The organism is Nocardia sp. NPDC058176, assembly GCF_042883805.1.
GTDB lineage: Bacteria > Actinomycetota > Actinomycetes > Mycobacteriales > Mycobacteriaceae > Nocardia.
In genome coordinates, this window is sequence record NZ_JBHVVA010000004.1 from 552,582 (window position 1) to 575,008 (window position 22,427).

The 22,427-nt window shown below is 68.1% G+C and carries 23 protein-coding genes; 11 read left to right on the forward strand and 12 right to left on the reverse strand.

The features are described from left to right. Nucleotides 1-31: 31 nt before the first annotated feature. The 5 genes from ACFVVM_RS23920 (at nucleotide 32) to ACFVVM_RS23940 (ending at nucleotide 4,964) form a co-directional block, all read left to right on the forward strand. On the forward strand, nucleotides 32-808 hold the full coding sequence (locus ACFVVM_RS23920) for an SDR family oxidoreductase (RefSeq protein WP_387622124.1): 777 nt from the start codon (nucleotides 32-34) through the stop codon (nucleotides 806-808). Between the two features lie 208 nt (nucleotides 809-1,016). Then, nucleotides 1,017-1,931, forward strand: coding sequence for an SDR family oxidoreductase (locus ACFVVM_RS23925; RefSeq protein WP_387622127.1), 915 nt, complete (start codon nucleotides 1,017-1,019; stop codon nucleotides 1,929-1,931). Between the two features lie 203 nt (nucleotides 1,932-2,134). Next, nucleotides 2,135-3,406, forward strand: a complete 1,272-nt coding sequence (locus ACFVVM_RS23930; RefSeq protein ID WP_387622129.1) for a hypothetical protein — start codon at nucleotides 2,135-2,137, stop codon at nucleotides 3,404-3,406. A gap of 11 nt (nucleotides 3,407-3,417) precedes the next feature. Further along, nucleotides 3,418-3,933, forward strand: coding sequence for an ImmA/IrrE family metallo-endopeptidase (locus tag ACFVVM_RS23935; protein WP_387622131.1), 516 nt, complete (start codon nucleotides 3,418-3,420; stop codon nucleotides 3,931-3,933). Beyond that, nucleotides 3,930-4,964 (forward strand): hypothetical protein, encoded by a 1,035-nt coding sequence (locus tag ACFVVM_RS23940; protein ID WP_387622134.1) that lies wholly within the window; start codon nucleotides 3,930-3,932, stop codon nucleotides 4,962-4,964. The genes ACFVVM_RS23935 and ACFVVM_RS23940 overlap by 4 nt, the downstream gene beginning before the upstream one ends. Nucleotides 4,965-5,091: 127 nt before the next feature. Here the strand turns inward: ACFVVM_RS23940 and ACFVVM_RS23945 are convergent, their stop codons facing one another. Further along, nucleotides 5,092-5,508 (reverse strand): helix-turn-helix domain-containing protein, encoded by a 417-nt coding sequence (locus ACFVVM_RS23945; protein ID WP_019044759.1) that lies wholly within the window; start codon nucleotides 5,506-5,508, stop codon nucleotides 5,092-5,094. Nucleotides 5,509-5,873: 365 nt separating this feature from the next. Continuing rightward, a complete protein-coding gene (locus ACFVVM_RS23950; RefSeq protein ID WP_387622136.1) occupies nucleotides 5,874-7,037 on the reverse strand; it encodes a steroid 3-ketoacyl-CoA thiolase in 1,164 nt (387 codons plus the stop codon). A gap of 132 nt (nucleotides 7,038-7,169) precedes the next feature. Between ACFVVM_RS23950 and ACFVVM_RS23955 the strand changes: the two genes are divergently transcribed. Further along, nucleotides 7,170-8,450, forward strand: a complete 1,281-nt coding sequence (locus ACFVVM_RS23955; RefSeq protein WP_387622139.1) for a cytochrome P450 — start codon at nucleotides 7,170-7,172, stop codon at nucleotides 8,448-8,450. 62 nt (nucleotides 8,451-8,512) lie between these two features. Here ACFVVM_RS23955 and ACFVVM_RS23960 read toward each other — a convergent pair whose 3' ends face one another. The 5 genes from ACFVVM_RS23960 to ACFVVM_RS23980 are packed head-to-tail and all read right to left on the reverse strand — an operon-like array spanning nucleotide 8,513 to nucleotide 12,989. Then, nucleotides 8,513-8,935, reverse strand: a complete 423-nt coding sequence (locus tag ACFVVM_RS23960; RefSeq protein WP_387622141.1) for a nuclear transport factor 2 family protein — start codon at nucleotides 8,933-8,935, stop codon at nucleotides 8,513-8,515. Next, nucleotides 8,932-9,822: a TIGR03619 family F420-dependent LLM class oxidoreductase gene (locus ACFVVM_RS23965; RefSeq protein WP_387622145.1), complete on the reverse strand. Its 891-nt coding sequence runs from the start codon at nucleotides 9,820-9,822 to the stop codon at nucleotides 8,932-8,934. Before ACFVVM_RS23965 ends, ACFVVM_RS23960 begins: the two co-directional genes overlap by 4 nt. Continuing rightward, entirely contained in the window at nucleotides 9,819-10,988 is a 1,170-nt protein-coding gene (locus tag ACFVVM_RS23970; RefSeq protein ID WP_387622148.1) for a thiolase domain-containing protein, read from the reverse strand. Before ACFVVM_RS23970 ends, ACFVVM_RS23965 begins: the two co-directional genes overlap by 4 nt. Beyond that, entirely contained in the window at nucleotides 10,985-12,001 is a 1,017-nt protein-coding gene (locus ACFVVM_RS23975) for a thiolase domain-containing protein (RefSeq protein WP_387622378.1), read from the reverse strand. The genes ACFVVM_RS23970 and ACFVVM_RS23975 overlap by 4 nt, the downstream gene beginning before the upstream one ends. A gap of 16 nt (nucleotides 12,002-12,017) precedes the next feature. Continuing rightward, entirely contained in the window at nucleotides 12,018-12,989 is a 972-nt protein-coding gene (locus ACFVVM_RS23980; RefSeq protein ID WP_387622150.1) for a Zn-ribbon domain-containing OB-fold protein, read from the reverse strand. 62 nt (nucleotides 12,990-13,051) lie between these two features. Between ACFVVM_RS23980 and ACFVVM_RS23985 the strand changes: the two genes are divergently transcribed. Both ACFVVM_RS23985 and ACFVVM_RS23990 read left to right on the forward strand, forming a co-directional pair. After that, a complete protein-coding gene (locus ACFVVM_RS23985) occupies nucleotides 13,052-14,089 on the forward strand; it encodes an LLM class F420-dependent oxidoreductase (protein ID WP_387622153.1) in 1,038 nt (345 codons plus the stop codon). Nucleotides 14,090-14,111: 22 nt separating this feature from the next. Next, entirely contained in the window at nucleotides 14,112-15,647 is a 1,536-nt protein-coding gene (locus ACFVVM_RS23990; RefSeq protein WP_387622155.1) for an acyl-CoA synthetase, read from the forward strand. 13 nt (nucleotides 15,648-15,660) lie between these two features. Here the strand turns inward: ACFVVM_RS23990 and ACFVVM_RS23995 are convergent, their stop codons facing one another. Beyond that, nucleotides 15,661-16,659, reverse strand: a complete 999-nt coding sequence (locus ACFVVM_RS23995; RefSeq protein WP_387622158.1) for a sigma-70 family RNA polymerase sigma factor — start codon at nucleotides 16,657-16,659, stop codon at nucleotides 15,661-15,663. A gap of 125 nt (nucleotides 16,660-16,784) precedes the next feature. Between ACFVVM_RS23995 and ACFVVM_RS24000 the strand changes: the two genes are divergently transcribed. After that, complete coding sequence (locus tag ACFVVM_RS24000) at nucleotides 16,785-17,201, forward strand: VOC family protein (protein ID WP_387622160.1); 417 nt, start codon at nucleotides 16,785-16,787, stop codon at nucleotides 17,199-17,201. A gap of 53 nt (nucleotides 17,202-17,254) precedes the next feature. On the opposite strand, the gene ACFVVM_RS24005 is transcribed toward ACFVVM_RS24000, so the two are convergent. Beyond that, nucleotides 17,255-18,037, reverse strand: coding sequence for a crotonase/enoyl-CoA hydratase family protein (locus ACFVVM_RS24005; RefSeq protein ID WP_387622163.1), 783 nt, complete (start codon nucleotides 18,035-18,037; stop codon nucleotides 17,255-17,257). A 61-nt stretch (nucleotides 18,038-18,098) separates the two neighbouring features. On the opposite strand from ACFVVM_RS24005, the gene ACFVVM_RS24010 reads away from it, so the two are divergent. Next, nucleotides 18,099-19,742 (forward strand): acyl-CoA synthetase, encoded by a 1,644-nt coding sequence (locus tag ACFVVM_RS24010; protein WP_387622165.1) that lies wholly within the window; start codon nucleotides 18,099-18,101, stop codon nucleotides 19,740-19,742. 58 nt (nucleotides 19,743-19,800) lie between these two features. On the opposite strand, the gene ACFVVM_RS24015 is transcribed toward ACFVVM_RS24010, so the two are convergent. Then, the gene (locus ACFVVM_RS24015; RefSeq protein ID WP_387622168.1) at nucleotides 19,801-20,979 is read right to left on the reverse strand and encodes an FAD-dependent monooxygenase; all 1,179 of its coding nucleotides are present in this window, start codon (nucleotides 20,977-20,979) and stop codon (nucleotides 19,801-19,803) included. A gap of 100 nt (nucleotides 20,980-21,079) precedes the next feature. Between ACFVVM_RS24015 and ACFVVM_RS24020 the strand changes: the two genes are divergently transcribed. Next, on the forward strand, nucleotides 21,080-21,694 hold the full coding sequence (locus ACFVVM_RS24020; protein WP_387622170.1) for a TetR family transcriptional regulator: 615 nt from the start codon (nucleotides 21,080-21,082) through the stop codon (nucleotides 21,692-21,694). Between the two features lie 49 nt (nucleotides 21,695-21,743). On the opposite strand, the gene ACFVVM_RS24025 is transcribed toward ACFVVM_RS24020, so the two are convergent. Together ACFVVM_RS24025 and ACFVVM_RS24030 are read right to left on the reverse strand one after the other, a co-directional pair. Next, complete coding sequence (locus ACFVVM_RS24025; protein WP_387622173.1) at nucleotides 21,744-22,133, reverse strand: type II toxin-antitoxin system death-on-curing family toxin; 390 nt, start codon at nucleotides 22,131-22,133, stop codon at nucleotides 21,744-21,746. Beyond that, the gene (locus ACFVVM_RS24030; RefSeq protein WP_387622175.1) at nucleotides 22,130-22,369 is read right to left on the reverse strand and encodes a type II toxin-antitoxin system Phd/YefM family antitoxin; all 240 of its coding nucleotides are present in this window, start codon (nucleotides 22,367-22,369) and stop codon (nucleotides 22,130-22,132) included. The genes ACFVVM_RS24025 and ACFVVM_RS24030 overlap by 4 nt, the downstream gene beginning before the upstream one ends. Nucleotides 22,370-22,427: the final 58 nt, after the last annotated feature.

The following is a 22,427-nucleotide window of genomic DNA, read 5'->3' on the forward strand; positions in this document are numbered from 1 at the left end:
AAAGCAAGCAATTGCTTGGTAGGTTAGCATGGTGGCTGTAGAAATCGACCTTTCCGAGCAGATCGTTCTGGTGACCGGCGGGGTGCGCGGCGTCGGCGCCGGGATCAGCCGGGCCTTCCTCGCCGCGGGCGCGACGGTGCTGACCTGCGCCCGCAGGCCCGCCGACGAGCCGATCACCCTCGGCGATCGCGGCACCGAGCACTTCACCTGCGATGTGCGCGACGCCGACGCGGTCGCCGCGCTGTTCGAACAGATCCTCGACCGGTACGGCCGGATCGACCACGTGGTGAACAACGCGGGCGGCGCCCCCTTCGCCCTGGCCGACACCGCCAGCCCCCGCTATCACTCGAAGATCGTGGAGCTGAACCTGCTCGCCCCCTTGCTCATCTCGCAGCAGGCCAACGCGGTGATGCAGAAGCAGGACGCGGGCGGGTCGATCGTGATGGTCACCAGCGTGAGCGGGCACCGCCCCTCGCCCGGCACCGCCGCCTACGGCGCGGCCAAGGCTGGCCTGGACAACCTAACCACCTCGCTGGCCGTCGAATGGGCGCCCAAGGTGCGACTGAACTCGATCGTGGTCGGCCCGGTCGAAACGGAACTGAGCCACCTGCACTACGGCGACGCCGACGGCCTGGCCGCGGTGGCGAGCACCGTCCCCCTCGGCCGCCTAGCCAGCCCCTCGGATGTCGGTTCAGCCGCGGTCTTCCTCGCCTCCCCACTGGCCGCCTACATCAGCGGCGCCGCCCTACTCGTCCACGGCGGCGGCGAACGCCCCGCCTTCCTCGACGCCGCCAACACAAACCACTGACCGCCAAAAGCCCGCCTACTCCCGCGACTGAACGCCCCCACTCCACGCAACAACGCCACCCACCCAACCCAACCACCACGGTTTTCGGCCGCCTCGCACCCGAAGGGCGAGACGTAACGCCGAAGGCGCAGTGTCGCCCTTCGGGTGTGAGGCCTCCAGGGCCGAAAACCCCGCGGCGCCAGCCGCCAATAAACACAGGAGTTCCGATATGGACGACCAGCAAAAGATCTGCGCGGGGCGCACGGTGATCGTCACCGGTGCGGGCCGGGGGATCGGTCGCGCGCACGCACTCGCCTTCGCCGCCGCGGGTGCGCGCGTGGTGGTCAACGATGTGGGCACGGCGCTCGACGGCGCCGCCACCACCGAGACGCCCGCGCAGCTGGTCGTCGACGAGATCGTCGCGGCCGGGGGCGAGGCTGTCGCCAACTACGACGACGTCGCAGACTGGGAAGGCGCGCGCAGGCTGATCCGGCAGGCCGTCGACACCTTCGGCGGCCTCGACGTACTGGTCAACAACGCGGGCTTCGTCCGCGACCGCATGCTGGTCAACCTCGGCGAGGACGAATGGGACGCGGTGGTCCGCGTGCACCTCAAGGGCCACTTCGCCACCATGCGTCACGCCGCCGAGTACTGGCGCGGCGAGTCGAAGGCCGGTCGACCGGTCGACGCCCGCGTGATCAACACCAGCTCCGGTGCCGGCCTGCAGGGCAGCGTCGGGCAGGGCAACTACGGCGCCGCGAAGGCGGGTATCGCGGGACTCACACTCACGGCTTCGGCCGAGTTCGGCCGCTACGGCGTGACGGTGAACGCCATCGCCCCCGCCGCCCGCACCCGGATGACCGAGACCGTGTTCGCCGACACCATGGCCGCCCCCGATTCCGGCTTCGACGCGATGGCCCCGGAGAACATCTCGCCGCTGGTCGTCTGGCTCGGCAGCACCGAATCCGCGGGCGTGACCGGTCGGATGTTCGAGGTCGAGGGCGGAAAAGTCGCGCTGGCCCAGGGCTGGCGGCACGGCGCTCCGGTCGATCGCGGGGCCCGCTGGAACCCGGCCGAGCTGGGTCCTGTGGTCGCCGAACTGATCGAGAAGAGCGTCTCGCCGGAGCCGGTGTACGGCGCATAGCAAACTCTCCGGGTGTGGGCTGTGGGAAAGATCCCCGGCCTGCACTTATGGGGAGTAACACATGTTCAGGGGGCTGGACGACTCTTGCTCTCTCCTGCGGGCATCCGGCGGTGGGTTTACTATGGGCTACTGTTCGTCGATCCCGGATTGTGTCGCGACCGGGGGTAATTCTGCGCTGAAAACATAAGGGGATGATCTAGCGCATGGCCATTGGTCGCATGTTGCGCGTTTTTGCCGCTGCGAGTGTGCTGGCCGGCTGTGCTCTACTCGGGCCCGCGGCCGCCGTCGCGGCCCCAGGCAACCCATCCGCCCCCGCCGAGCAGGTGCCGGGGAGCGGAAGCAGTGGTGAGGGCGACAGCGGGCCGGGTAACGGTGGCCAGAACAATGGCAACGGCCTGCCCCGTGAGCTGAGACTGCCGGGCAACGGCAGCAGCGACGGTCCGGCGCAGGGTGCCCCGGGCGAAGGCGGCGCTCCCGCCGACGCCCCAGGTGCCGCTCCCGCCGCCCCGCCCTCGGGCGCTCAGGTCGCCGAGGACGAGTGGACCCCGCTGACCATCCCCGGCCAATCACCCGCCGACGTTCCCAAGAAGGACGTCGCGGGCACCGGCTCGGCCTCCGGCTCCGCCGCGGTCGGCTCGGCCGCCGGCGCGGGGTCGGCAGGCGCCGCCGCCGTCCTCGGCACCGGCTCGGCGGGCCTCGGCGTCCTGCTCGGCACCGGCTCCGCGGGCGTCGGCGCACTCCTCGGCACCGGTTCAGCGGGCGCCGCCATCCTCGCGGGCACCGGTTCCGCGGCGGGCGCCGCGGTCCTGGGCACGGGTTCCGCGGCGGGTGCGGCGGTACTCGGCACGGGCTCGGCCGCGGGTGCCGCTGTGCTCGGCACCGGCTCTGCCGCCGTCGGCTCAGCGGCCGCGGGCACCGGCTCGGCCGCGTTCGGTGCGGGCTCTGCGGTCCTCGGAACAGGTTCTGCCGCAGTGGGTTCCGCCGCCGTCGGCTCGGCGGGGGTCGGTTCCGCCGGCGTCGGCTCGGCCGCGGTCGGCTCGGCGGCGGTCGGTTCCGCCGCGGTGGGCTCGGCGACCCCACTGCTCCTGCTGCTGATCCCCATTCCGTCGGTCCCGGCGGCTCCCGCCTTACCGCCGATCGCGATACCACCTTCCCCGGCCGCCCCCGCGGTGCCCGGCGTGCCGAATATCGCTGTGGCGGCGCCGGTTCCGGCCGCTGAGGCACCCGCCCCCGAGGCGCCTCCCGCCCCGCCCGCGGCCGCCGCACCGGCGCCGCAGGCCGCGCCCAATCACGAGGTCATGCCGACCAGCGACAACAGCGGCCTGCCCGAGCCCAAACTGCTGTCGGTGATCGGCGGCCTGATCGCGCTGACGCTGGCCGGAACCGGTTCGGGCGCAGTGAGTTTCCAAGGTGCCGCGGCCGCCCAGGCACGGGTGAACGCGGCGCGTGCCGAATTCTTCGGACCCAGGTCGTGAGGGGATCTTCGATGAGCAGGAGCAAGACCCAATCCACCTCGCGGTCCTACCGGCGCGTGGCTGCCGCCGTCGACGCGGTGTGCGCGGTCGCCGCCGATTCCGACGCGACCACCCTCGATGAGGTGGTCGCGGCGATCTCGCTCGAACGCGATCGCGAAATCGAGATCACCAGTGCGCAATTGGGCCCCGGTGTGTGCGGTCAGCGCCGGTTCTATCCGGAACGCGACATCATCGTCCTGGCCGATGCCCTGCCCAGCCGCGACCACACCCTCGCCCACGAACTGGGCCACATCGTCTTCGATCACGAAGGCGCCCCCGCGGTGGAGACCACGCTCGAGGTCAGCGACGACCTGATCGCCTACATGCTCAGCCAGCGCGCCCACGCCCAGATCGTCGACGACGGACTCGACGATCTGGCCGAGTGGGAGGCCGAGACCTTCGCGGCCATGCTGATGACCCGGCTGCGCGTGTTCAACAACCGGGGCGCAGGCGTCTCGGTCCTTCGATTCGATGAGGCACTCGGATGACACTCTGGTTGACAGCCCTGCTGGTCTGGGTTGCCGCGGGTGCGCGAGTGGGTCGCGTGCTGGTCAAGCCCGCGACGACCGCTCGCGTCGCCATCGTCGTCGCGGTCGCGGCCGTCGCGCTCGCCGCGACCGTCGCCATCCCCGACATCGCGGTCGCCATCGACAATCTGCTGCCCGGTGGGGTCCGTAGCGGGTGGTTGTCCACCGGCATCGTCACCTCGGCCTGGATTCTGTTCACCACCGCGACCTCGGTGGTCGCCTCCGCGGCCTGGCCGGTGGTGTCGCGGCGCAATCTGCGCCAGATCGCCCTGGTCGTCTACAGCATCGGCGCGCTCGCGATCGCCGTCACCCTCGGCTGGTCGTTCACCTTCGGCTGGATCGTGGTCGCCCTCGCCGCGGTGTTCATCGTGACCACCGGTCTGCGCAACCTGGACTGGACCACGCTCGGTCGCGGCATCGCCATCTACACCGCGGGCACGGCGCTGGTCGCGGTCCTCGCCGTCGCCAACGCGGGTCGCGGCTTCTCGAACGCCACCCCGACGCCGCCCGGCGAGCCGACCTGGGGCTGGCAGGCGTGGGAGATCGCGAGCCTGCTGATCGCGTTCGGCGCGGTGTCGATCGTGGTCGAGCTGTGGTGGCGCGCGCGCGTCCTGCTGCGCCGGATCAAGCCGCTGCACCGGCTGATGATCGGCCGGTTCCCCGATGTGGTCGCCCCGGAGCAGAACGCCACCTCGACCCAGCTGAAGGCCTCCGATCACGTGGCCCAGGTGATGGACGCGCTGTATCTGCTCTCCGGCAGCGGCATCGTGATCCCCGCGGCGGGTGAGCCGCCCACCTCGGTGCCCGAACGTGCCGCGGTGGTCGCGGAGTGGGCGCGAAATCCGTTGGGGGAGTTGTTCGTCGACGCGCGCTGGATCGCGCCGCCGCCCGGGGTGAGTCCCCGCGGCTGGGTGCTGGCGCTGGCGAGCAAGTACGACGAGGCGGTGGCCGCCGCGGGTGCGGCGCCGCGCAGTGCGGCCGCCACCAACTGAGGCGAACCAGAAAACGGGCCTGAGCTGGTGATTTCTCACCGTCTCAGGCCCGTTGTCTGCGTATCCGATATGTCACGGCCGCACCCAGGACACCATCAGGTGCGTCAGGTCGGCCGGTGTGTGGATCCTATTCTGTTCCGTCCGGAGGAATTTCGGGCAAGCCTTCGCTGGCCCGCAACTTCTCCGCCATCGAGGTGAGCAGATTCTGTGATTCTTCGGAGAGGTCGAATGCCCTGCTCGACAGTCGACGCAACCCGTAGCCCTGCAGCTGCGCGAGCAGCTCCAGGTCGTGATCGATCTTGGCCGCGTAGATGTCGTTGAAGAAGTAGTCAGGCTTGACCTTGAAGAACTTCGCCAGGGCGGCCACCGTCTCGTCGGACGGGTTCGTACGTTGTCCCGACCGCAACTGCGAGAGATACGGCTTCGAGATCGGATGCCCGGAGGCAGTCAGCGCAGCCGCAACCTCTGCGTTGGTGTGCGGCTTGCGCCCCGGGGGATGCACGGTTTCGAACAGCTTGTTCAGCCGCGCCGCGAAATCAGCCATTGTGAGCCGCCCAATTCCCTTCACTGTACTAACAGTCGTTATCTCGGATACGTATCATTGATATTAGCGGCTCAGTAACTGAAAACCTACGCCTGATTCGGGATTTCTCTGCGGATTCCCACTCTCACCTGCGTGCAGGGGCGGTGGTGGCCGCGTTTGCGGGTCGCGCCAACGACTCTTGTGGAGCCGGAGGGTGCCCGGGTTCGTGCCCGTCGCGGGGCTCTTCTACCATGGGCCCATGGTAGCTCAAAGATAGCTGATGTCTCATCTTCCCCCTCGCCCCCGTGATTGTGTGGCGTACGACACGTTCCGGGCGCCCTGGGATGAATGTTCAACCTGGGCGCCCGGTTTCGGTGAGGACCAGTCTACAGGCGCTCGATGATCGTGCCGGTGGCGAGTGCGCCGCCCGCGCACATCAGCACCATGGCGGTCCCGGCGCCGGTGCGCTCCAGCTCGTGCAACGCGGTCGTGATCAAACGTGAACCGGTGGAACCGACCGGATGCCCGATTGCGATCGCACCGCCGTTGACATTTACCCGTTCCATGTCCGGCTGATGTACAGAAGCCCACGAAAGTGCAACCGAGGCGAATGCTTCGTTGATCTCGAATACATCGATATCGCCGATCGACATTCCGGAGCGCTCGAGCAGTCGCGTGCACGCCTGCACCGGACCGTCCAGGTGGAACTCCGGCTCGGCGCCGACCAGCACCTGGGTGTGGATGCGCGCCCGCGGCCGCAAACCCTTTCGCCGTGCGACGGTTTCGTCCATCAGCAGCACCGCGGCGGCGCCGTCGGAGATCTGCGAGGACGTGCCGGCGGTGTGGATACCGTCGGACACCACGGGCTTCAGCGCGGCCAGGCCCTCGCGGGTGGTCGCGCGCAGGCCCTGGTCGCGGGTCACCTCAGCCTTCTCGCCGGTCAGCGCGCCCTCGCTGTCGAGCACCGGCGCCGAGACCGGGAGCACCTCGCGGTCGTAGCGGCCCTCGGCCCAAGCCTTGGCCGCCAATCGCTGTGAGCGCAGGCCGAACTCGTCGATGTCGTCGCGGGTGATGCCGCGCCTGCGGGCGATGCGCTCGGCCGCGCCGAACTGGTCGGGCAGGTCGATCGACCACGACGCGGGCCGCCGCGGCCCCGCCTCGGTGCCGACATTGGCGCCCAGCGGCACCCGGCTCATCGCCTCGACGCCACAGGCGATGCCGACATCGATCGCCCCGGTGGCGATGAGGCCGGCGATGAGGTGGTTGGCCTGCTGGGCCGAGCCGCACTGGGCGTCGATGGTGGTCGCGCCGGTCTGCCAGGGCAGGCCCGCGTGCAGCCAGGCGGTGCGGGTGACGTTGTTGGACTGCTCGCCCGCCTGGGTGACGCAGCCGCCGATCACCTGTTCGACCTCGGCCGGGTCGAGCCCGGCCCGGTCGAGCAGGCCGCGCTGGGCCAGGCCGAGCAGTTCGGCGGCGTGCAGTCCCGAAAGTAGCCCGCGCCGTTTGCCGATCGGGGTACGCACGGCTTCGACGATGACGGGTGTTCCCATCTGATTCTCCCTCGTAACTGCAACAAGTTCTGTTCTGTAGCCCAGGGTAAAACCGTGAGGTTCTTCCGTCGCGGCTACCCCTGTGCTTGAATGATTGTAGAACGTGTTTCAGTTTGTCGAAGGAGACATCTGGTGGTAGATCCGCGCAATGAAGCCACGGGCACCCGGCCGAACCTGCCGGACGGGTTCGACGTCACCGACCCGGACATCTACGCCGAGCGTGTCCCGGTCGAAGAGTTCGCCGAACTGCGCCGAACGGGGCAGATCTGGTGGAACGAGCAGTCGCCGGAGGTCGGTGGTTTCCACGACGACGGCTTCTGGGTGGTCAGCAGGCACGCCGACGTCAAGGAGGTCTCGCGCCGCAGCGACGTGTTCTCCACCTTCGAGAACACCGCGATCCCGCGCTTCAACGACGACATCGAACGCCAGCAGATCGAACTGCAGCGCTTCGTCCTGTTGAACATGGACGCTCCCGAGCACACCAAGCTGCGCAAGCTCATCTCCAAGGGCTTCACCCCGCGCGCGGTCAACGGCCTGCGCGCCGAGCTGTCCGCGCGCGCCGAGGACATCGTGCGCCGGGCGGCGGAGTCGGGTACCGGCGACTTCGTCACCCAGGTGGCCTGCGAACTGCCGCTGCAGGCGATCGCCGAGCTCATCGGCGTGCCGCAGGAAGACCGGATGAAGGTCTTCGCCTGGTCCAACGACATGACCGGCTACGACGATCCCGACAGCGACGCCGACCCGGTGGCCGCGTCGATGGAGATCCTCGGCTACTCGTATCAGATGGCCGAAGCCAGGAAGGCCTGTCCGGCCGACGACCTGGTCACCACGTTGGTCGAGGCCGACGTCGACGGTGAGCACCTCACCCCCGAGGAGTTCGGCTTCTTCGTGATCCTGCTCGCCGTCGCGGGCAACGAGACGACCCGCAACGCCATCACCCACGGCATGAACGCCTTCATGGACCACCCCGACCAGTGGGAGCTGTTCAAGAAGGAGCGCCCGGCCACCGCGGTGGACGAGATCATCCGCTGGGCCACCCCGGTCACCTCCTTCCAGCGCACCGCGCTCGAGGACACCGAGCTCGGCGGCGTGCAGATCAAGAAGGGTCAGCGTCTGGTGATGCTGTACCGCTCGGCCAACTTCGACGAAGAGGTGTTCGAAGAGCCGGAGAAGTTCGACATCATGCGCAAGGACAACCAGCACCTCGCCTTCGGCGGCACCGGCGCGCATTTCTGTGTCGGGGCGAATCTGGCCCGGCTCGAGGTCGATCTGATCTTCAACGCCATCGCCGACCACCTGCCCGACATCACCAAGGTCGGTGACCCCAAGCGCCTGCGCTCGGGCTGGCTCAACGGTGTCAAGGAGCTGCCGGTGGACTACAAGACCTCCTCGGGCTGCCCTGTCGCCCACTGATTGCCAGCAAACGAATTACGGCCCCGGACGAAAAGTCCGGGGCCGTTATTCGTTGTGGATATTCAGGAGACGGCGCGGGTGGTGGCGACGGCGCGCTCGACCTCCCAGAATGCGCGCAGGGCGGCGATCTTGCCCTCGGCGTCGACCCGGTAGGTGAACACACCCTCGGCATCGATCACGTGCCCGCCGAGGGTGGTGCGGATCAGGCCGGTGAAGGCGATCTCGTTGCCGCAGGCGAAGGAGTCCTCGAAACGGAACTCGATCGACTCCGTCATCGCGATCGCCTTGTCCCAGAACGCGCCGATCGCCGCGTGCCCGCGGTGGCCGACGCCGTCGGGGTCGAACCCCGACGGGCCGACCGGGTCCTCGACGATCCCGTCCTCGGCGAACAGGGCGACCCAGGCGGCCTTGTCCCTGGCCCGCACGGCGGCCTGGGAGGCCAGCCCGGCGGCGCGCGCCGAGCGGTCGACGGTGGTCTCGGTCATGACTTCACCTTCGCGACGATGGGATCGGCGATGTACTTCTCGGCGAACCGGTGCAGCGATTCCTGCTTGGCGGCGAGTTCGCCGTCGAAGCCGATCCCGTCCATCAGCCACGGCACCACGATGGTGTCGGTGACGCCCGCGTCGGCCAGGTCCTGATAGCCGTCACGGCCGTAGCGGTCGATGCACACGGCCTGGATCTCGAATGGCTCTGCGGCCCTGCCGTATTCGGTGCGCAGGTCGTTCAGGGTGGCGATGGTGGTTTCGAGCTGCTCGAACTTCATCATCGCCGAGGTCCAGCCGTCGCCGATGCGGGCGGCGCGCCGCAGAGCGGGACCGGTGTGCCCGCCGACGTAGAACGGCACCGGCTGACTGGGCGCAGGCGACATCTGCAGCGAGTCGAAATCGTAGAACTCGCCGTGGAATTCGACCATGCCGCCGTCGAGGACGAGCTTGATCACCTCGATCATCTCGTCGACCCGCGCGCCACGCCGCTCATACGGCACGCCACACCATTCGAATTCCTCTGGTGCCCAACCGATTCCGACGCCGAAGCCGAACCGGTTGCCGGACATGTTCGCCACCGAGCCGACCTGGCGGGCCAGCAGCAGTGGATTGCGCGAGCCGAGCTTGAGGACGTTGGTGTAGAACCGGAGGTCGGTGGTCACCGCCGCCATGGCCGCCGCCGCGATCAGCGGGTCGACCCACGGGGTGTCCGGAGTCCAGAACCGGCTGCCGTCGGGGGTGTAGGGATAGTCCGCGGCTTGGGACTTCATGTAGAACAGTGAGTCGGGCAACGCGATCGAGGTGAACCCGCATTCTTCGGCCGTCTTGGCCAGCTCGGTGAGCTGGTCGAGCGGGCTCAGTGCGATACCGAGGGCGAACTTCATTCCGGACGCTCGCTTCCCACGACCCACATCGAGAAGTACTGGGACCCACCGCCGTACGCGTGGCCGAACGCCTTGCGGGCATCGGTCACCTGGTAGTCGCCCGCCCGGCCCATCACCTGCTTGGCCGCCTCGGCGAAGCGGATCAGGCCGGAGGCGCCGATCGGGTTGGACGAGAGCACGCCACCCGAGGGGTTCACCGGGAGGCGGCCGCCGATCTCGGTCTCGCCCTTGTCGGTGAGTTTCCAGCCGTCGCCCTCGGCGGCGAAACCGAGGTTCTCCAGCCACATCGGCTCGAACCAGGAGAACGGCACGTAGATCTCGGCGACGTCGATCTCCTCGAGCGGATCGGTGATCCCGGCGGACTTCCACAGCGCGGCGGCCGCGTCCCGACCGGCCTGCGGGTTCACCTGATCGCGACCGGAGAAGGTGGTCGGCTCGGTGCGCATCGCGGTGCCGTGCACCCACGCCACCTTCTTGCCCTCGGCCTCGACTGCCGCCGCGGCTTCGGCATTGCCGATCACCAAGGCGCAGGCACCGTCGGAGGAGGGGCAGGTCTCGTCGAAACGAATGGGGTCCCAGAGCATTTGGGAGGCGAGCACCGATTCGACGGTGATGTCGGGCTGATGCAGATGGGCCAGCGGGTTCTTCGCGCCGTTGCGCCGATCCTTCACCGCCACCATGGCACCGATGTGCATGGGCGCGTTGGAGCGGCGGATGTAGGAACGGACGTGCGGGGCGAAGTAGCCGCCCGCGCCCGCGCCGACCGGCATGGTGAACGGTACCGGAATCGACAACGCCCACATGGCATTCGACTCCGACTGCTTCTCCCACGCGATCGCGAGCACCTTGCCGTGCACGCCCGCCTGCACCAGATTGGCGGCGACCACGCCGGTGGAGCCGCCGACCGAGCCGGCGGTGTGCACGCGCAGCAGCGGCTTGCCGATGGCGCCGAGCGCCTCGGCCAGATACAGCTCCGGCATCATGACGCCCTCGAAGTAGTCGGGCGCCTTGCCGACCACGACGGCGTCGATGTCACCGAGGGTCAGGCCCGAGTCTTCGAGTGCGCGATCGATCGCCTCGCGGCACATGCCCGCCATGGACACGTCGGAGCGTTTTGTCACGTGATGAGTTTGGCCGGTGCCCAGCACCGCCGCGGGGAAGCTCATCGTGCCTCCGATTCCAGTACGGCGACCAGGTTCTGCTGCAGCGCGGGGCCGCTGGTCGCATGAGCGAGAGTCCGGTTCGCATCGCCGGAGATGATGGCCGTGGCGGCGTTGCCGATCCGTTCCAGGCCCGCCGCGAACATCGGGTTGGCCGCGAGCGCACCGCCGGACGGATTGATCCGGGTGCCGGGGGACAGGCCGATGGCCTCGGCCAGGATCAGCTGCTGATGGCTGAACGGCGCGTGCAGTTCGGCCAGGTCGAAAGTGGTGTCACCACGGGTGGCCGACGCGGCGGCCCTGGTGGCCGAAGGTGAACGGGTCAGGTCGCGACCACCGAGCGCCTGGGCGTCGATGTTGTGCGCGATTCCGGTGATCCACGCCGGGCGCTCGCACAGTTCGCGGGCCCGGTCGCCGACCGCGAGCACGATCGCGGCGGCACCATCGGTGACCGGCGCGATGTCGTGGGCGCGCAGCGGATCGGCGACATACGGTGCGGCCAGCAGGGATTCGATGTCACCACCGGCGACAGCGGCCATTTCCTGCTCGGTCCAGCGGCCCGCGTCCAGGCCGGCCCGCGCCTGTAGGCCCGCGATCGAGACGGCGTCGGGCCACAGCGGCGCGACCAGGTACGGATCGAGCTGCATGGTCAGCACCTGCTGGATGGACTCGGCGGCCGAGGACTTGCCGAAGCCGTAGACGAGCGCGGTCTCGGCCTGGCCGGACAGCAGTTTCACCCACGCCTCGTAGAGGGCCCAGGCCGCGTCCATCTCGACATGCGACTCGTTGATCGGCGGCACGGCGCCGATCGCGTCGACCGCCGAGATGAACGAGAACGCCCGGCCCGCCAGGAAGTCCGAGGATCCGGAGCACCAGAAGTCGATGTCGGACTTGGTGATACCGAGATCGGCGTAGAGCTGCTGGAAGCACGGCACGAGCATCTCGACGCCGTTGGTGGTGCCGTGGGTTTCCGGCACGTGCGGTGCGTGGGCGAAGCCCACCACCGCGATTTCGGGGATACTCAACGTCGCCTCTCTACAGGTGGTGCTGGTAGGACTCGTACGGGGCATCGGCCTCGCCGGTCGGGCGGAAGTGGTCGATGTTGGCCAGGGCGTGGCCCCACTCCTCGCGGGGTTTCCACACGGCCTCGACCCGCATGCCCATCCGCACCTCGGATGCCTCGCAGCCGAGAACCAGGTGCAGGAACGGGATGTCGGCGCCGTCGAGGAGCACGTAGGCGGCCACGTACGGCGGCTTGATGCGCTGGCCGAGGAACGGCACGTTGACGATGCAGAAGGTGGTCACCGTGCCCTTGTCGGGCAGCTCCACCAGGTCGTTGGTCGGTGTACCGTCGGTCGGGTTGGCGCCGCGCGGCGGGAAGTACACCCGGCCACCGGCCTCGGAGCGGCCGCCGATCAGCTTGCCTTCGGCCAGACCGCGCAGGTAGATGCTCTCCTGCGGGGAGGCGGTGTGCTTGTAGCTCAGATCGACTGGGGTGGTCAGCATGGTGACCGGTTCGGCGGTGTCGTCGGCGGGTGTCGCCGCCGCGGTGGCCTCGCCGGGTTCGAAGCAGGCGATGTCGGTGATGGCGCCGGTCGGCTCCTCGGCCCACCGGGCGCGCACGCGCAGGCCGGTGCTCAGCTGGGCCGGGTCGGTCACGTCCAGCGCGTGCAACAGTGCCGTGTCGGCACCGTCGAGCTGGATCAACGCCCAGGCGAACGGGCGGTCGAACGGCTGGCCCGGCAGCGGTTCGGGCACCCACGTCCACGACTGCACCGTGCCGGTCGGCGCGACTTCGACCAGCTCGGCCAGCGGGGCCGAGGTGATCGGGTCGTACTCCTGGGCGGGTACGAGCACCCGGCCGTCACTGCCACGGACGCCGAGTATCCGGCGTTCGCGCAATCCGGTCAGGAAGGCGCCGATGATAGGTCCGACGGATCTGGTGTAGTCGAACTGCACCCGAAGGGGTGCACTCAATACTTCCACTGCGGTATTCCCCTGGGTCACGATATCGAGTAGAACAGGTTCTTATTCTGCCCGCAAGGATTCGCCGGGAAAGGGCGTAGAAGATGAAATTCGGACTGCAACTCGGATACTGGGGCGCGCAGCCGCCCGCCAACGTCGGTGAGCTCGTGCTCGCGGCCGAGGAAACCGGCTTCGACGCCGTGTTCGCCGCCGAATCCTGGGGCTCGGACGCCTTCGCGCCGCTGGCCTGGTGGGGCTCGGCGACCCAGCGCGTTCGCCTCGGCACCTCGGTGGCGCAGATGTCGGCGCGCACCCCGGCGGCCACCGCGATGCACGCGCTCACCCTCGACCACCTGTCCGGCGGCCGGGCCATCCTCGGTCTCGGCGTCTCCGGTCCGCAGGTGGTGGAGGGCTGGTACGGCCAGCCGTTCGCCCAGCCGCTGCGGCGCACCCGCGAGTACGTCGACATCGTGCGCAAGGTGCTGGCCCGCGAGGCCCCGGTGACCTCCGAGGGCAAGCACTACGGCCTGCCCTACACCGGTCCCGGCGCGACCGGGCTGGGCAAACCGCTCAAGCCGATCGTGCATCCGCTGCGCGCTGATCTGCCGATCTGGCTGGGTGCGGAGGGTCCGAAGAACGTCGCCCAGACCGCCGAGATCGCCGACGGCTGGCTCGCGATCTACTACGCGCCGCGCCTGGCCGGGATGTACAACGAGTGGCTCGACGAAGGCTTCGCGCGGCCCGGCGCCCGGCGGAACAGGGCCGATTTCGAGATCGCCGCGAGCGCGCAGGTGGTCGTCACCGACGATCCGGCGGCCGAGATCGAGCGGATGCGCTGGATCAGCGCGCTCTACATCGGTGGCATGGGCGCGCCGGAACTGAACTTCCACGCCCAGGTCTACCGGCGGATGGGCTACGGCAACGAGGTCGACGAGATCTCGGCGCTGTTCCAGGCGGGCCGCAAGGCCGAGGCCGCCGCGGCGGTGCCCGACGAGCTCATCACCGACACCGCGATCTTCGGCGACGAGGCCCATGTGCGCTCGCGGTTGAAGGAATGGGAGGACGCCGGCGTGACCATGATGCTGATCTCCGTTTCCGACGCCGAGCAACTGCGTCGGATCGCACCCCTTGTAGAACAGTAGAACACGTTCTAAATTCGAAGGGGTGAGCAGCCAGCAGACAACGGAAGTCCTCGGACTGTGGAATATCGCCGCGGCCGATCCCGAGCGGATCGCCGTCGTCGACCCGGACGGCAGGGAGATCACCTATCGAGAATTGGCCACTCTTGCCAACCGGTACGCCAACGGCCTACGCGGGATCGGATTGCGGACCGGTGACGTCGTGGTCAGCATGCTGCACAACGGCGTCGAGGCGATCGCCGCGTATTTCGCCGCCTACCAGGCGGGTCTCTACATCGTCGCGGTGAACTGGCACCTCACCGCGCCGGAGATCGCCTACATCCTCGGCGACAGCGAGGCCTCGGCCTTCCTGGCCAGTGAGCGCTTCGGCGCCACCGCGGCCGAGGCCGCCGACCTGGCCGAACTGTCGGCCGATGCCCGCTTCGCGGTGGGCACGATCCCCGGCTTCCGGCCGGTGTCGTGGCTGGGTGCCGCCGACACCGGCAGGCCGGACGAGCGCTCGGTGGGCGCGCCGATGCTCTACACCTCGGGCACCACCGGGCGTCCCAAGGGCGTGCGCCGCCCGCTGACCGGGGCCGATCCCGATGTGGTTCCGCCGCCGAACAAGGCGTTCTTCGGCCTGTTCGGCCTCGCGCCCTACGACGAGCACGTGCACATCTGCGGTTCGCCGCTCTATCACACGGCCGTGCTGAACTTCTCGACCATCTCGATCCAGTTGGGCCACAAGCTCGTTCTCATGGATCGCTGGGATGCCGAGGACATGCTCCGGCTCATCCAGGAGCAGAAGGTGACGCACAGCCACATGGTGCCCACCCAGTTCCATCGCCTCCTCGCCCTGCCCGAGGAGGTGCGCGCCCGCTACGACGTGTCCTCGCTGCGCAGCATGGTGCACGGCGCCGCGCCGTGCCCGCCGCAGACCAAGCGGCAGATGCTCGCGTGGTGGGGTCCGGTCGTCACCGAGTACTACGCCGCCACCGAGGGCGGTGGCACGGTGATCAACGGGACCGAATGGCTGGCCAAGCCCGGCTCGGTCGGCAAGGCCTGGCCGTGGTCGGTGATCAAGGTGCTCGACGAGGCCGACGGCACCGAATTGCCCGCGGGCAAAGAGGGCCTGGTCTACATGAAGATGGGCGCGTCGAGCTTCGAGTACCACCACGCCAAGGAGAAGACCGAGGAGGCGCGCGTCGGTGACCTGTTCACCGTCGGCGACATCGGCTACCTCGACGAGGACGGCTACCTGTTCCTGTGCGACCGGCGCTCGGACCTGATCCTGTCCGGCGGGGTGAACATCTATCCGGCCGAGATCGAGGGCGTGCTGATGAGCCACCCGAAGGTGGCCGACGTGGCGGTGCTCGGTGTGCCGGACCCGGATTGGGGTCAGCAGGTGAAGGCCTTCGTCCAGCCGGTCGACGGCCTCGCCGGTGACGAGGCGCTCACCGCCGAGATCCTCGAGTTCGCGGCAGGCCAGCTCGCCAAGTACAAGCTGCCCCGCACGATCGAATTCCGCGCGGAGCTGCCCCGCGACCCCAACGGCAAGCTCTACAAGCGACGCCTGCTGTGAGAGCTGTTCCCGCTCAGGCGGCTTCGCGCCATTCCGGCGGCAGTCCGAAGAGCGGGAACAGCCGCTGGGTGTCGAGGAAGAAGTTCAGTCCGGCGACGGTGTCGCCGTCGAGCTCGAGCACCGTGATCGACCACGGCACCCAGACACCGGGCTCCTCGCTCGGCTTGTAATGTCCGAAGGCGGGCAGGCCGTTGGCCCCTTCCAGCGGCACCATCCGCGAATTCCGGCACGCGCTGCCGGTGCCGAGCATGAACGCGGCCACGTTCTCCGGTCCGGAGATCCAGAGGTCGAACGGCGGCATGGACAGTGCCACATCGGCTTTCAGCAGTGCGGTGAGCGCGTCCATGTCGTAGGCCTCGAAGGCCTGCACGAAATCGTCGATCAGTTTGCGCTGGTCGGGATCGGACTCGTCGAAGCTCGCGGTGACGGTCGGCTGCACCTTCGACATGGTCGCCCTGGCTCGTTGCAGCGCGCTGTTCACCGACGCGGGCGACATCATCAGCGCCTCGGCGGTCTCACTCGCCGAGAAGCGCAGCACCTCGCGCATGATCAGGATGGCGCGCTGGGTGGCGGGCAGATGCTGACAGGCGGCGACGAACGCCAGGCGCAACGTGTCCTTGGTCGAGGCGTGCTCGGCCGGATCGGCGCCGAAGGCGAGCGCGTTGGGAATGGGCTCGATCCACACGTAGTCCGGCTGCGGGGCGGGCAGCGGTGAATCCGGGCGGCCCGGCCCGTTGAGGTCCATCGGTCTGGCTCGGCTCTGTGGCCGGTCGAGCATGTCGAGACAGATGTTGGTGGCGATCTTGTACAGCCACGAGCGCAGGCTGGCGCGGCCCTCGAACGAGTCGTAGGAGCGCCAGGCGCGGGTGAAGGTCTCCTGCACGGCGTCCTCGGCCTCGAAGGAGGAGCCGAGCATGCGGTAGGCGTACGCGCACAATTCGCGCCGGTGCGTCTCGAATTCGGCGAGTACGGCGGGGTCGGGGCCGGTGGTCGCGGTTGTGGCGTCGGTCATGGCAATCACGATGCCACAGGGGTCCGACAGCCGACAGAGGAACTTTTTCGGAATGCGATTAATCCGCAACCGCTGCCGCGTCTACATGAACGAGACAGCAACAACGCTTCCGAAAGGTTCCCGCCATGAGCAGCAAGATGATCTTCATCAACCTCCCCGTCGCCGATCTCGACCGGTCCAAGGGGTTCTACGAGGCGCTCGGCTGGAAAGTGAACGAGGATTTCACCGACCAGAACGCATCCTGCATCGTGGTCGACGACAACATCTGCCTGATGTTGCTGACCAAGGACTTCTTCACCACGTTCAGCAAGCGTCCGATCGCCGACACCAGCGGCGCGATCGGGGCGGCGTACGCGCTGTCGCTGGGCAGTGCGGAGGAAGTGGACGCGCTGACCGAGGCCGCGCTGGCCGCGGGCGCTTCCGAGGAAGTGAACGACGACAAGCGTGCCGAAGAAGCTCAGGTCGGCATGCACGGTCGCACTTTCATCGACCCCGACGGTCACCAGTGGGAGCCGTTCTACATGAACTACCCGGGCGCGTAGGCGCCACGGATCTCAGGGTGCGGGGCAATTGCCCCGCACCCTCGAGGTGTTTCTCAGGAACCGGTGAAAGTGGGCTTGCGCTTTTCCGCGAAGGCCTTGGGGCCCTCTTTCGCATCGGCGCTCTTGAACACCGCGGCGCCCAATTCGGCGTCGATCTTGAAAGCGTCGTTCTCGTGCAGGCCCTCGGTGTCGCGGATGGTCTTGAGAATCGCCTGAATGGCCAGCGGGCCGTTGGCGGCGATCATGTCGGCCAGCTCCAGCGCCTTGTCCAGCGCGGTGCCGTCGGGGACCACGTGGCCGATCAGGCCGATCTCCTTGGCCTCGGGCGCCTTGATGTGCCGGCCGGTCAGCAGCAGGTCCGCGGCGACGGTGGCCGGGATCTGGCGGGGCAGCCGCACCGCCGAGCCGCCGAGCGGGAACAGGCCCCAACGCGGTTCGGAGACACCGAATTTCGCGCTCTCACCGGCCACCCGGATGTCGGTGGCCTGCAGGATCTCGGTGCCACCCGCGATGGCTGGACCCTCGACCGCGGCGATCAGCGGCTTGGTGAGCCTGCGGCCCTTGAGCAGGGCGTCGATGCGCGAAAGATCCCAGCCGCCGCCCTTGAAGGAGTCGCCCGGATGCTGGGTGGTCATCGCCTTGAGGTCGGCGCCCGCGCAGAACGCGCCGCCCGCGCCGGTCAGGATCGCGACCCGGATCTCGGGATCGCTGTCCACCTGGTCCCAGGCGTCGCGCATGATCGCCATCATCTCGCCGGACAGGGCGTTGCGCGCCTCCGGGCGATTCATGGTCACGATGAGGACATGGTCGCGCTTCTCGACCAGGCAGTGGGTCATCTGGATATCTCCTGACACTCGACTCTTGTCAGAAACAGTAACACGTTCTATTTTTAACACTGTGAGCTACAACATAGCCGATCTCGTCGAACATGCCGTCGACTTGATGCCCGACCGGATCGTGCTGGTCGGCGAGCATCGAGAGTCGACCTACGCCGAACTGGAGGAGCGGGCCAACAAGTTGGCCCACTACCTGCTGGAACAGGGTGTGCGTCCCGGCGACAAAGTCGGTATCTACTCCAGGAACACCGTCGAAGCGGTCGAAGCGATGGTCGCCGTCTTCAAAGCACGGGCGGTGATGATCAATGTCAACTTCCGCTATGTCGAGAACGAGTTACTGCACATCTTCGACAACTCCGACATGGTGGCGCTCATCCACGAGCGCCGCTACACCGACAAGGTGTCGGCGATCCGGGCGAAGGTGCCCGGACTGAAGACGGTGATCGTCGTCGAAGACGGCACCGATGCGCCCACCGCGCCCGATTCGGTGGAGTACGAGGCGGCACTGGCGGCCTCGTCGGGCGAGCGTGACTTCGGTGAGCGCTCCCCGGACGACGTCTACATGCTCTACACCGGCGGCACCACCGGCCTGCCCAAGGGCGTGATGTGGCGCCACGAGGACGTGTGGCGCGTGCTCGGTGCCGGCATCAACTTCGTCACCGGCGAATACGTCAAGGACGAGTGGGAGCTGGCCAAGGTCGGCGCCGCCAATCCGCAGATGGTGCGCTACCCGATCCCGCCGATGATCCACGGTGGCTCCCAATGGGCCACCTTCCACAGCCTCTTCGGCGGTGGCAAGGCCGTGATGATCCCCGAGTTCAGCGGGCACAGTGTCTGGCAGGCCGTCGACAAGCACGGGATCAACCTGATCTTCATCACCGGCGACGCCATGGCGCGGCCGATGCTGGACGCGCTGGCCGAGGGCAACCCGGAAACCGGGGAGCCCTACGACCTCTCGACGCTCTACGTGCTGGCCAGCAGTGCCGCGCTGTTCTCCCCGGCACTCAAGGACAAGTTCCTCGAGCTGCTGCCCAACCGGATGATCTCGGACTCCATCGGCTCCTCGGAGACCGGTTTCGGCGGACTCTCGCTGGTCGCCAAGGGCGCCAACCACACCGGTGGTCCGCGCGTGAAGATCGACGGCGCCACCCAGGTGCTCGACGAGGACGGCAACCCGGTGCAGCCCGGCTCCGGTGTCATCGGCCTGATCGCGCGCAGCGGGCACATCCCGCTCGGCTACTACAAGGACGAGGTGAAGTCGGCCGCGACCTTCAAGGAGTTCAACGGCGTCCGCTTCGCCATCCCCGGCGACTACGCCCGCGTCGAGGAGGACGGCACCGTCACCATGCTCGGCCGCGGCTCGGTGAGCATCAACAGCGGCGGCGAGAAGATCTACCCCGAAGAAGTCGAGGGCGCCCTCAAGGCCCACCCCGACGTCTTCGACGCCATCGTCGTCGGCGTCGACGACGAACGCTGGGGCCAACGCGTCGCCGCGGTCGTCCAGTGTCGCGGCGAGAACCGCCCCACCCTCGCCGACCTGAAACCCGTTCTCACCCAGGAGATCGCGTCCTACAAACAACCACGCAGCCTGTGGTTCGTCGACGAGATCAAACGCTCCCCGGCAGGCAAGCCCGACTACCGCTGGGCCAAGGCCCAGACCGACGAGCGCCCCGCCGACGAGCACGCCGACGCGGGCTCTGCCTGACGATCGAAACCCAATGGCCCGTCCAGCTTTTCGCTGGGCGGGCCGTTTCGCGTGTGGTCTAGCGGTTGCCGAGTTCGGAGAGTTGGTAGGCCATGTTCTTGCGGATGGTGGGGATGCGGGTGAGGAGGTGCAGGGCGGTGTTGCGGAGGGTTCGGGTGGGGCGGGAGCGGAGGGTCATCATTCGGGTCATGCGGTCGGTGAGGGCGACGACCTCGAGGGCGATCGGGCGGCGGACCGTCTCGTAGGTGTTGAGGAGGGAATCCGGGGCGCCGGCAATGACTTTCGCCAGGAGGGTGGCGAGGAGGGCGGCGTCCTGGATGCCGGTGTTCATGCCCTGGCCGCCCGCGGGGCTGTGGACGTGGGCGGCGTCGCCTGCCAGGAAGGTGCGGCCTGCGCGGTAGTGGTCGGCGACGCGGTGGTGGACGCGGAAGCGGGAGCTCCACAGGACCTCGTGTACCTGCTTCTCGCCTGCGGGGCCGCGGGTGGTGAGTACCTGCTGGATGTCGTCGAGGGTGGGGTGTTCGGGTGCTTCGTCCACGGTGGCGACGACGCGATAGCGCTCGCCGGCCTGGTCGGGGAGCGGGGCGACCACGGTGGCGCCTTCGGGGGACAGGTGCAGTGAGACCTCGTCGCGGGGCGTCGGCCAGGTCATGCGGACATCGGCCAGGATGAACGACTGGGGGTAGGAGTCGCCGGTGAAGTCGATCCCGGCCTGCTCGCGGACGACGCTGTGCATCCCGTCGGCGCCGATGACGTAGTCGGCGGTGATGGTGCCCGGCTGATCGGAGCCATCCACGTATTCGACAGTGACGCTGTTGTTTTCATCGGCCACACCGGTGACGGTGAACGGTCGGCGGACAGTGCCGCCCAGTTCGCGCAGCCGCTCCAGCAGCACCTGTTCGGTGACGTCCTGCGGCACCAGCAGCGTGTACGGGAACGTGGTCGGCAGATCGCCGAATCCGATGGTGGCCAACGACTTCGCGCCGTCGTGCAGATGGAAGGTCGACACCTTGTTCCCGCGGGCGACGAGCTCGTTCGCGATCCCGAGCTCATCGAGCACCTCGAGCGTCCTGGCGTGCACCACCGCCGCGCGAGAGGTGTTGGCGCCCACTGCCAGTCGGTCGATGAGGACGTGATCCACGCCCGCCTCGGCGAGCACGATCGCGGCGGTGAGTCCGGCGGGGCCCGCGCCGACGATGACGACGGAGGTGGTGGCGGGCAGCGGGGTGGTAGTCATCTCGACTCCTAGGTCAACGTTTGTTTGCCAACGCTTGTAGGCATAACGGTAAACCCGCCTCTGGATGAAAGTCAACAGCTGTTGGCCTACAATCGTTGGCATGACCTCCACCGAGCAGGAGCACCCCGTTCGCCGGTCCGATGCCACCCGGGCCGCCATCCTCGCCGCCGCCCGCGCGCGCTTCGCCACCGACGGCTACGCGAAGGCCACCATCCGCGCCATCGCCGCCGACGCCGCGATCGACCCGTCGATGGTGATGCGCTATTTCGGCAGCAAGGACGGCCTGTTCGCCGCCGCGGTCCAGATCGACCTCGACCTCCCCGACCTGTCCACCGCCGACCCGGACACGATGGGCGAGCTGCTGATCCGCCACTTCCTGGCGATCTGGGAAGACGGCGACAACACCGTCCTGCTGATCCTGCTCCGCACCTCGATCGCCGACGAAGCCGTCGCCCGCCGAGTCCGCGAGATCTTCGCCGCCCAGGTCCTGCCCGCCGTCCTCCGCTTCGGCACCCCCACCGACGCCCCCCACCGCGCCGCCCTCATCGTCACCCAACTCCTCGGCCTGGCCCTGTGTCGCTACATCCTCGAAATCCCCCCGGTAGTAGCCCTCACCCCACAACAAATCGTCACCGACATAGCCCCCACCCTCCAGCGCTACCTGACCGTTGTCACGGAAGGCGAAAATGCCTCAACGAAGGTCGAATGCGTGTAGGTCCCGCCGTCGGCATCACCGGCGGACATGCCCGGCTGGGAGGTCGGGTTCAGTGCTTCAGCACGGTGATCAGTCGCGCTGCGATCGTTTCCACGTCACCGACAAGACCGCTGGCGACATCGATCATGAGGTCGTAAGCGAGATCCTCGTCGAGAGAGTTCGTATCGATGCCGTTGCGGGCGAGGAAGACGATCGCACCGACGAGTGCGAGCCGCTTGTTGCCATCGACCAACGGATGATTGGAGGCGACGGAATGAAGCAGAGCTGCCGATTTTTCCCAGAGGCTCGGGTAGGCATCTCTGCCGAACACTGTCGCTGCGGGGCGGGCGGCAGCGGACGCGAGTAGACCGGCATCACGGACGACGTACTTTCCGGCGACATCCTGGGCAATGGCTCGAAGATCGGCGACCGTGAGGTAGTAGATCGTCGATTCGCTCACTCGGCGAGCCTGTCGAGCAGGCTCCTGTGACGCTCGGCGAATTGTTGCGACAGGGCGCGGACCTGGCTGTCCGCAGTTTCAGCCATGGACTCCGGCACGACAGCGGCCACGCGTCGGCCATGGCGGGTCAAATGGACCACCGTGCCCGCTTCCGCGGCAGCGATGACCTCGGCCAGACGCTCTCGGGCTTCACTCACCGGAAGCTCCCAGTTCTCGGGCACGGGTGCGGCAGCCATGTACAAATCGTACAGGTTGACGTCTATTTCGTACAGAATGCCGGACCCGTGCCCGGAT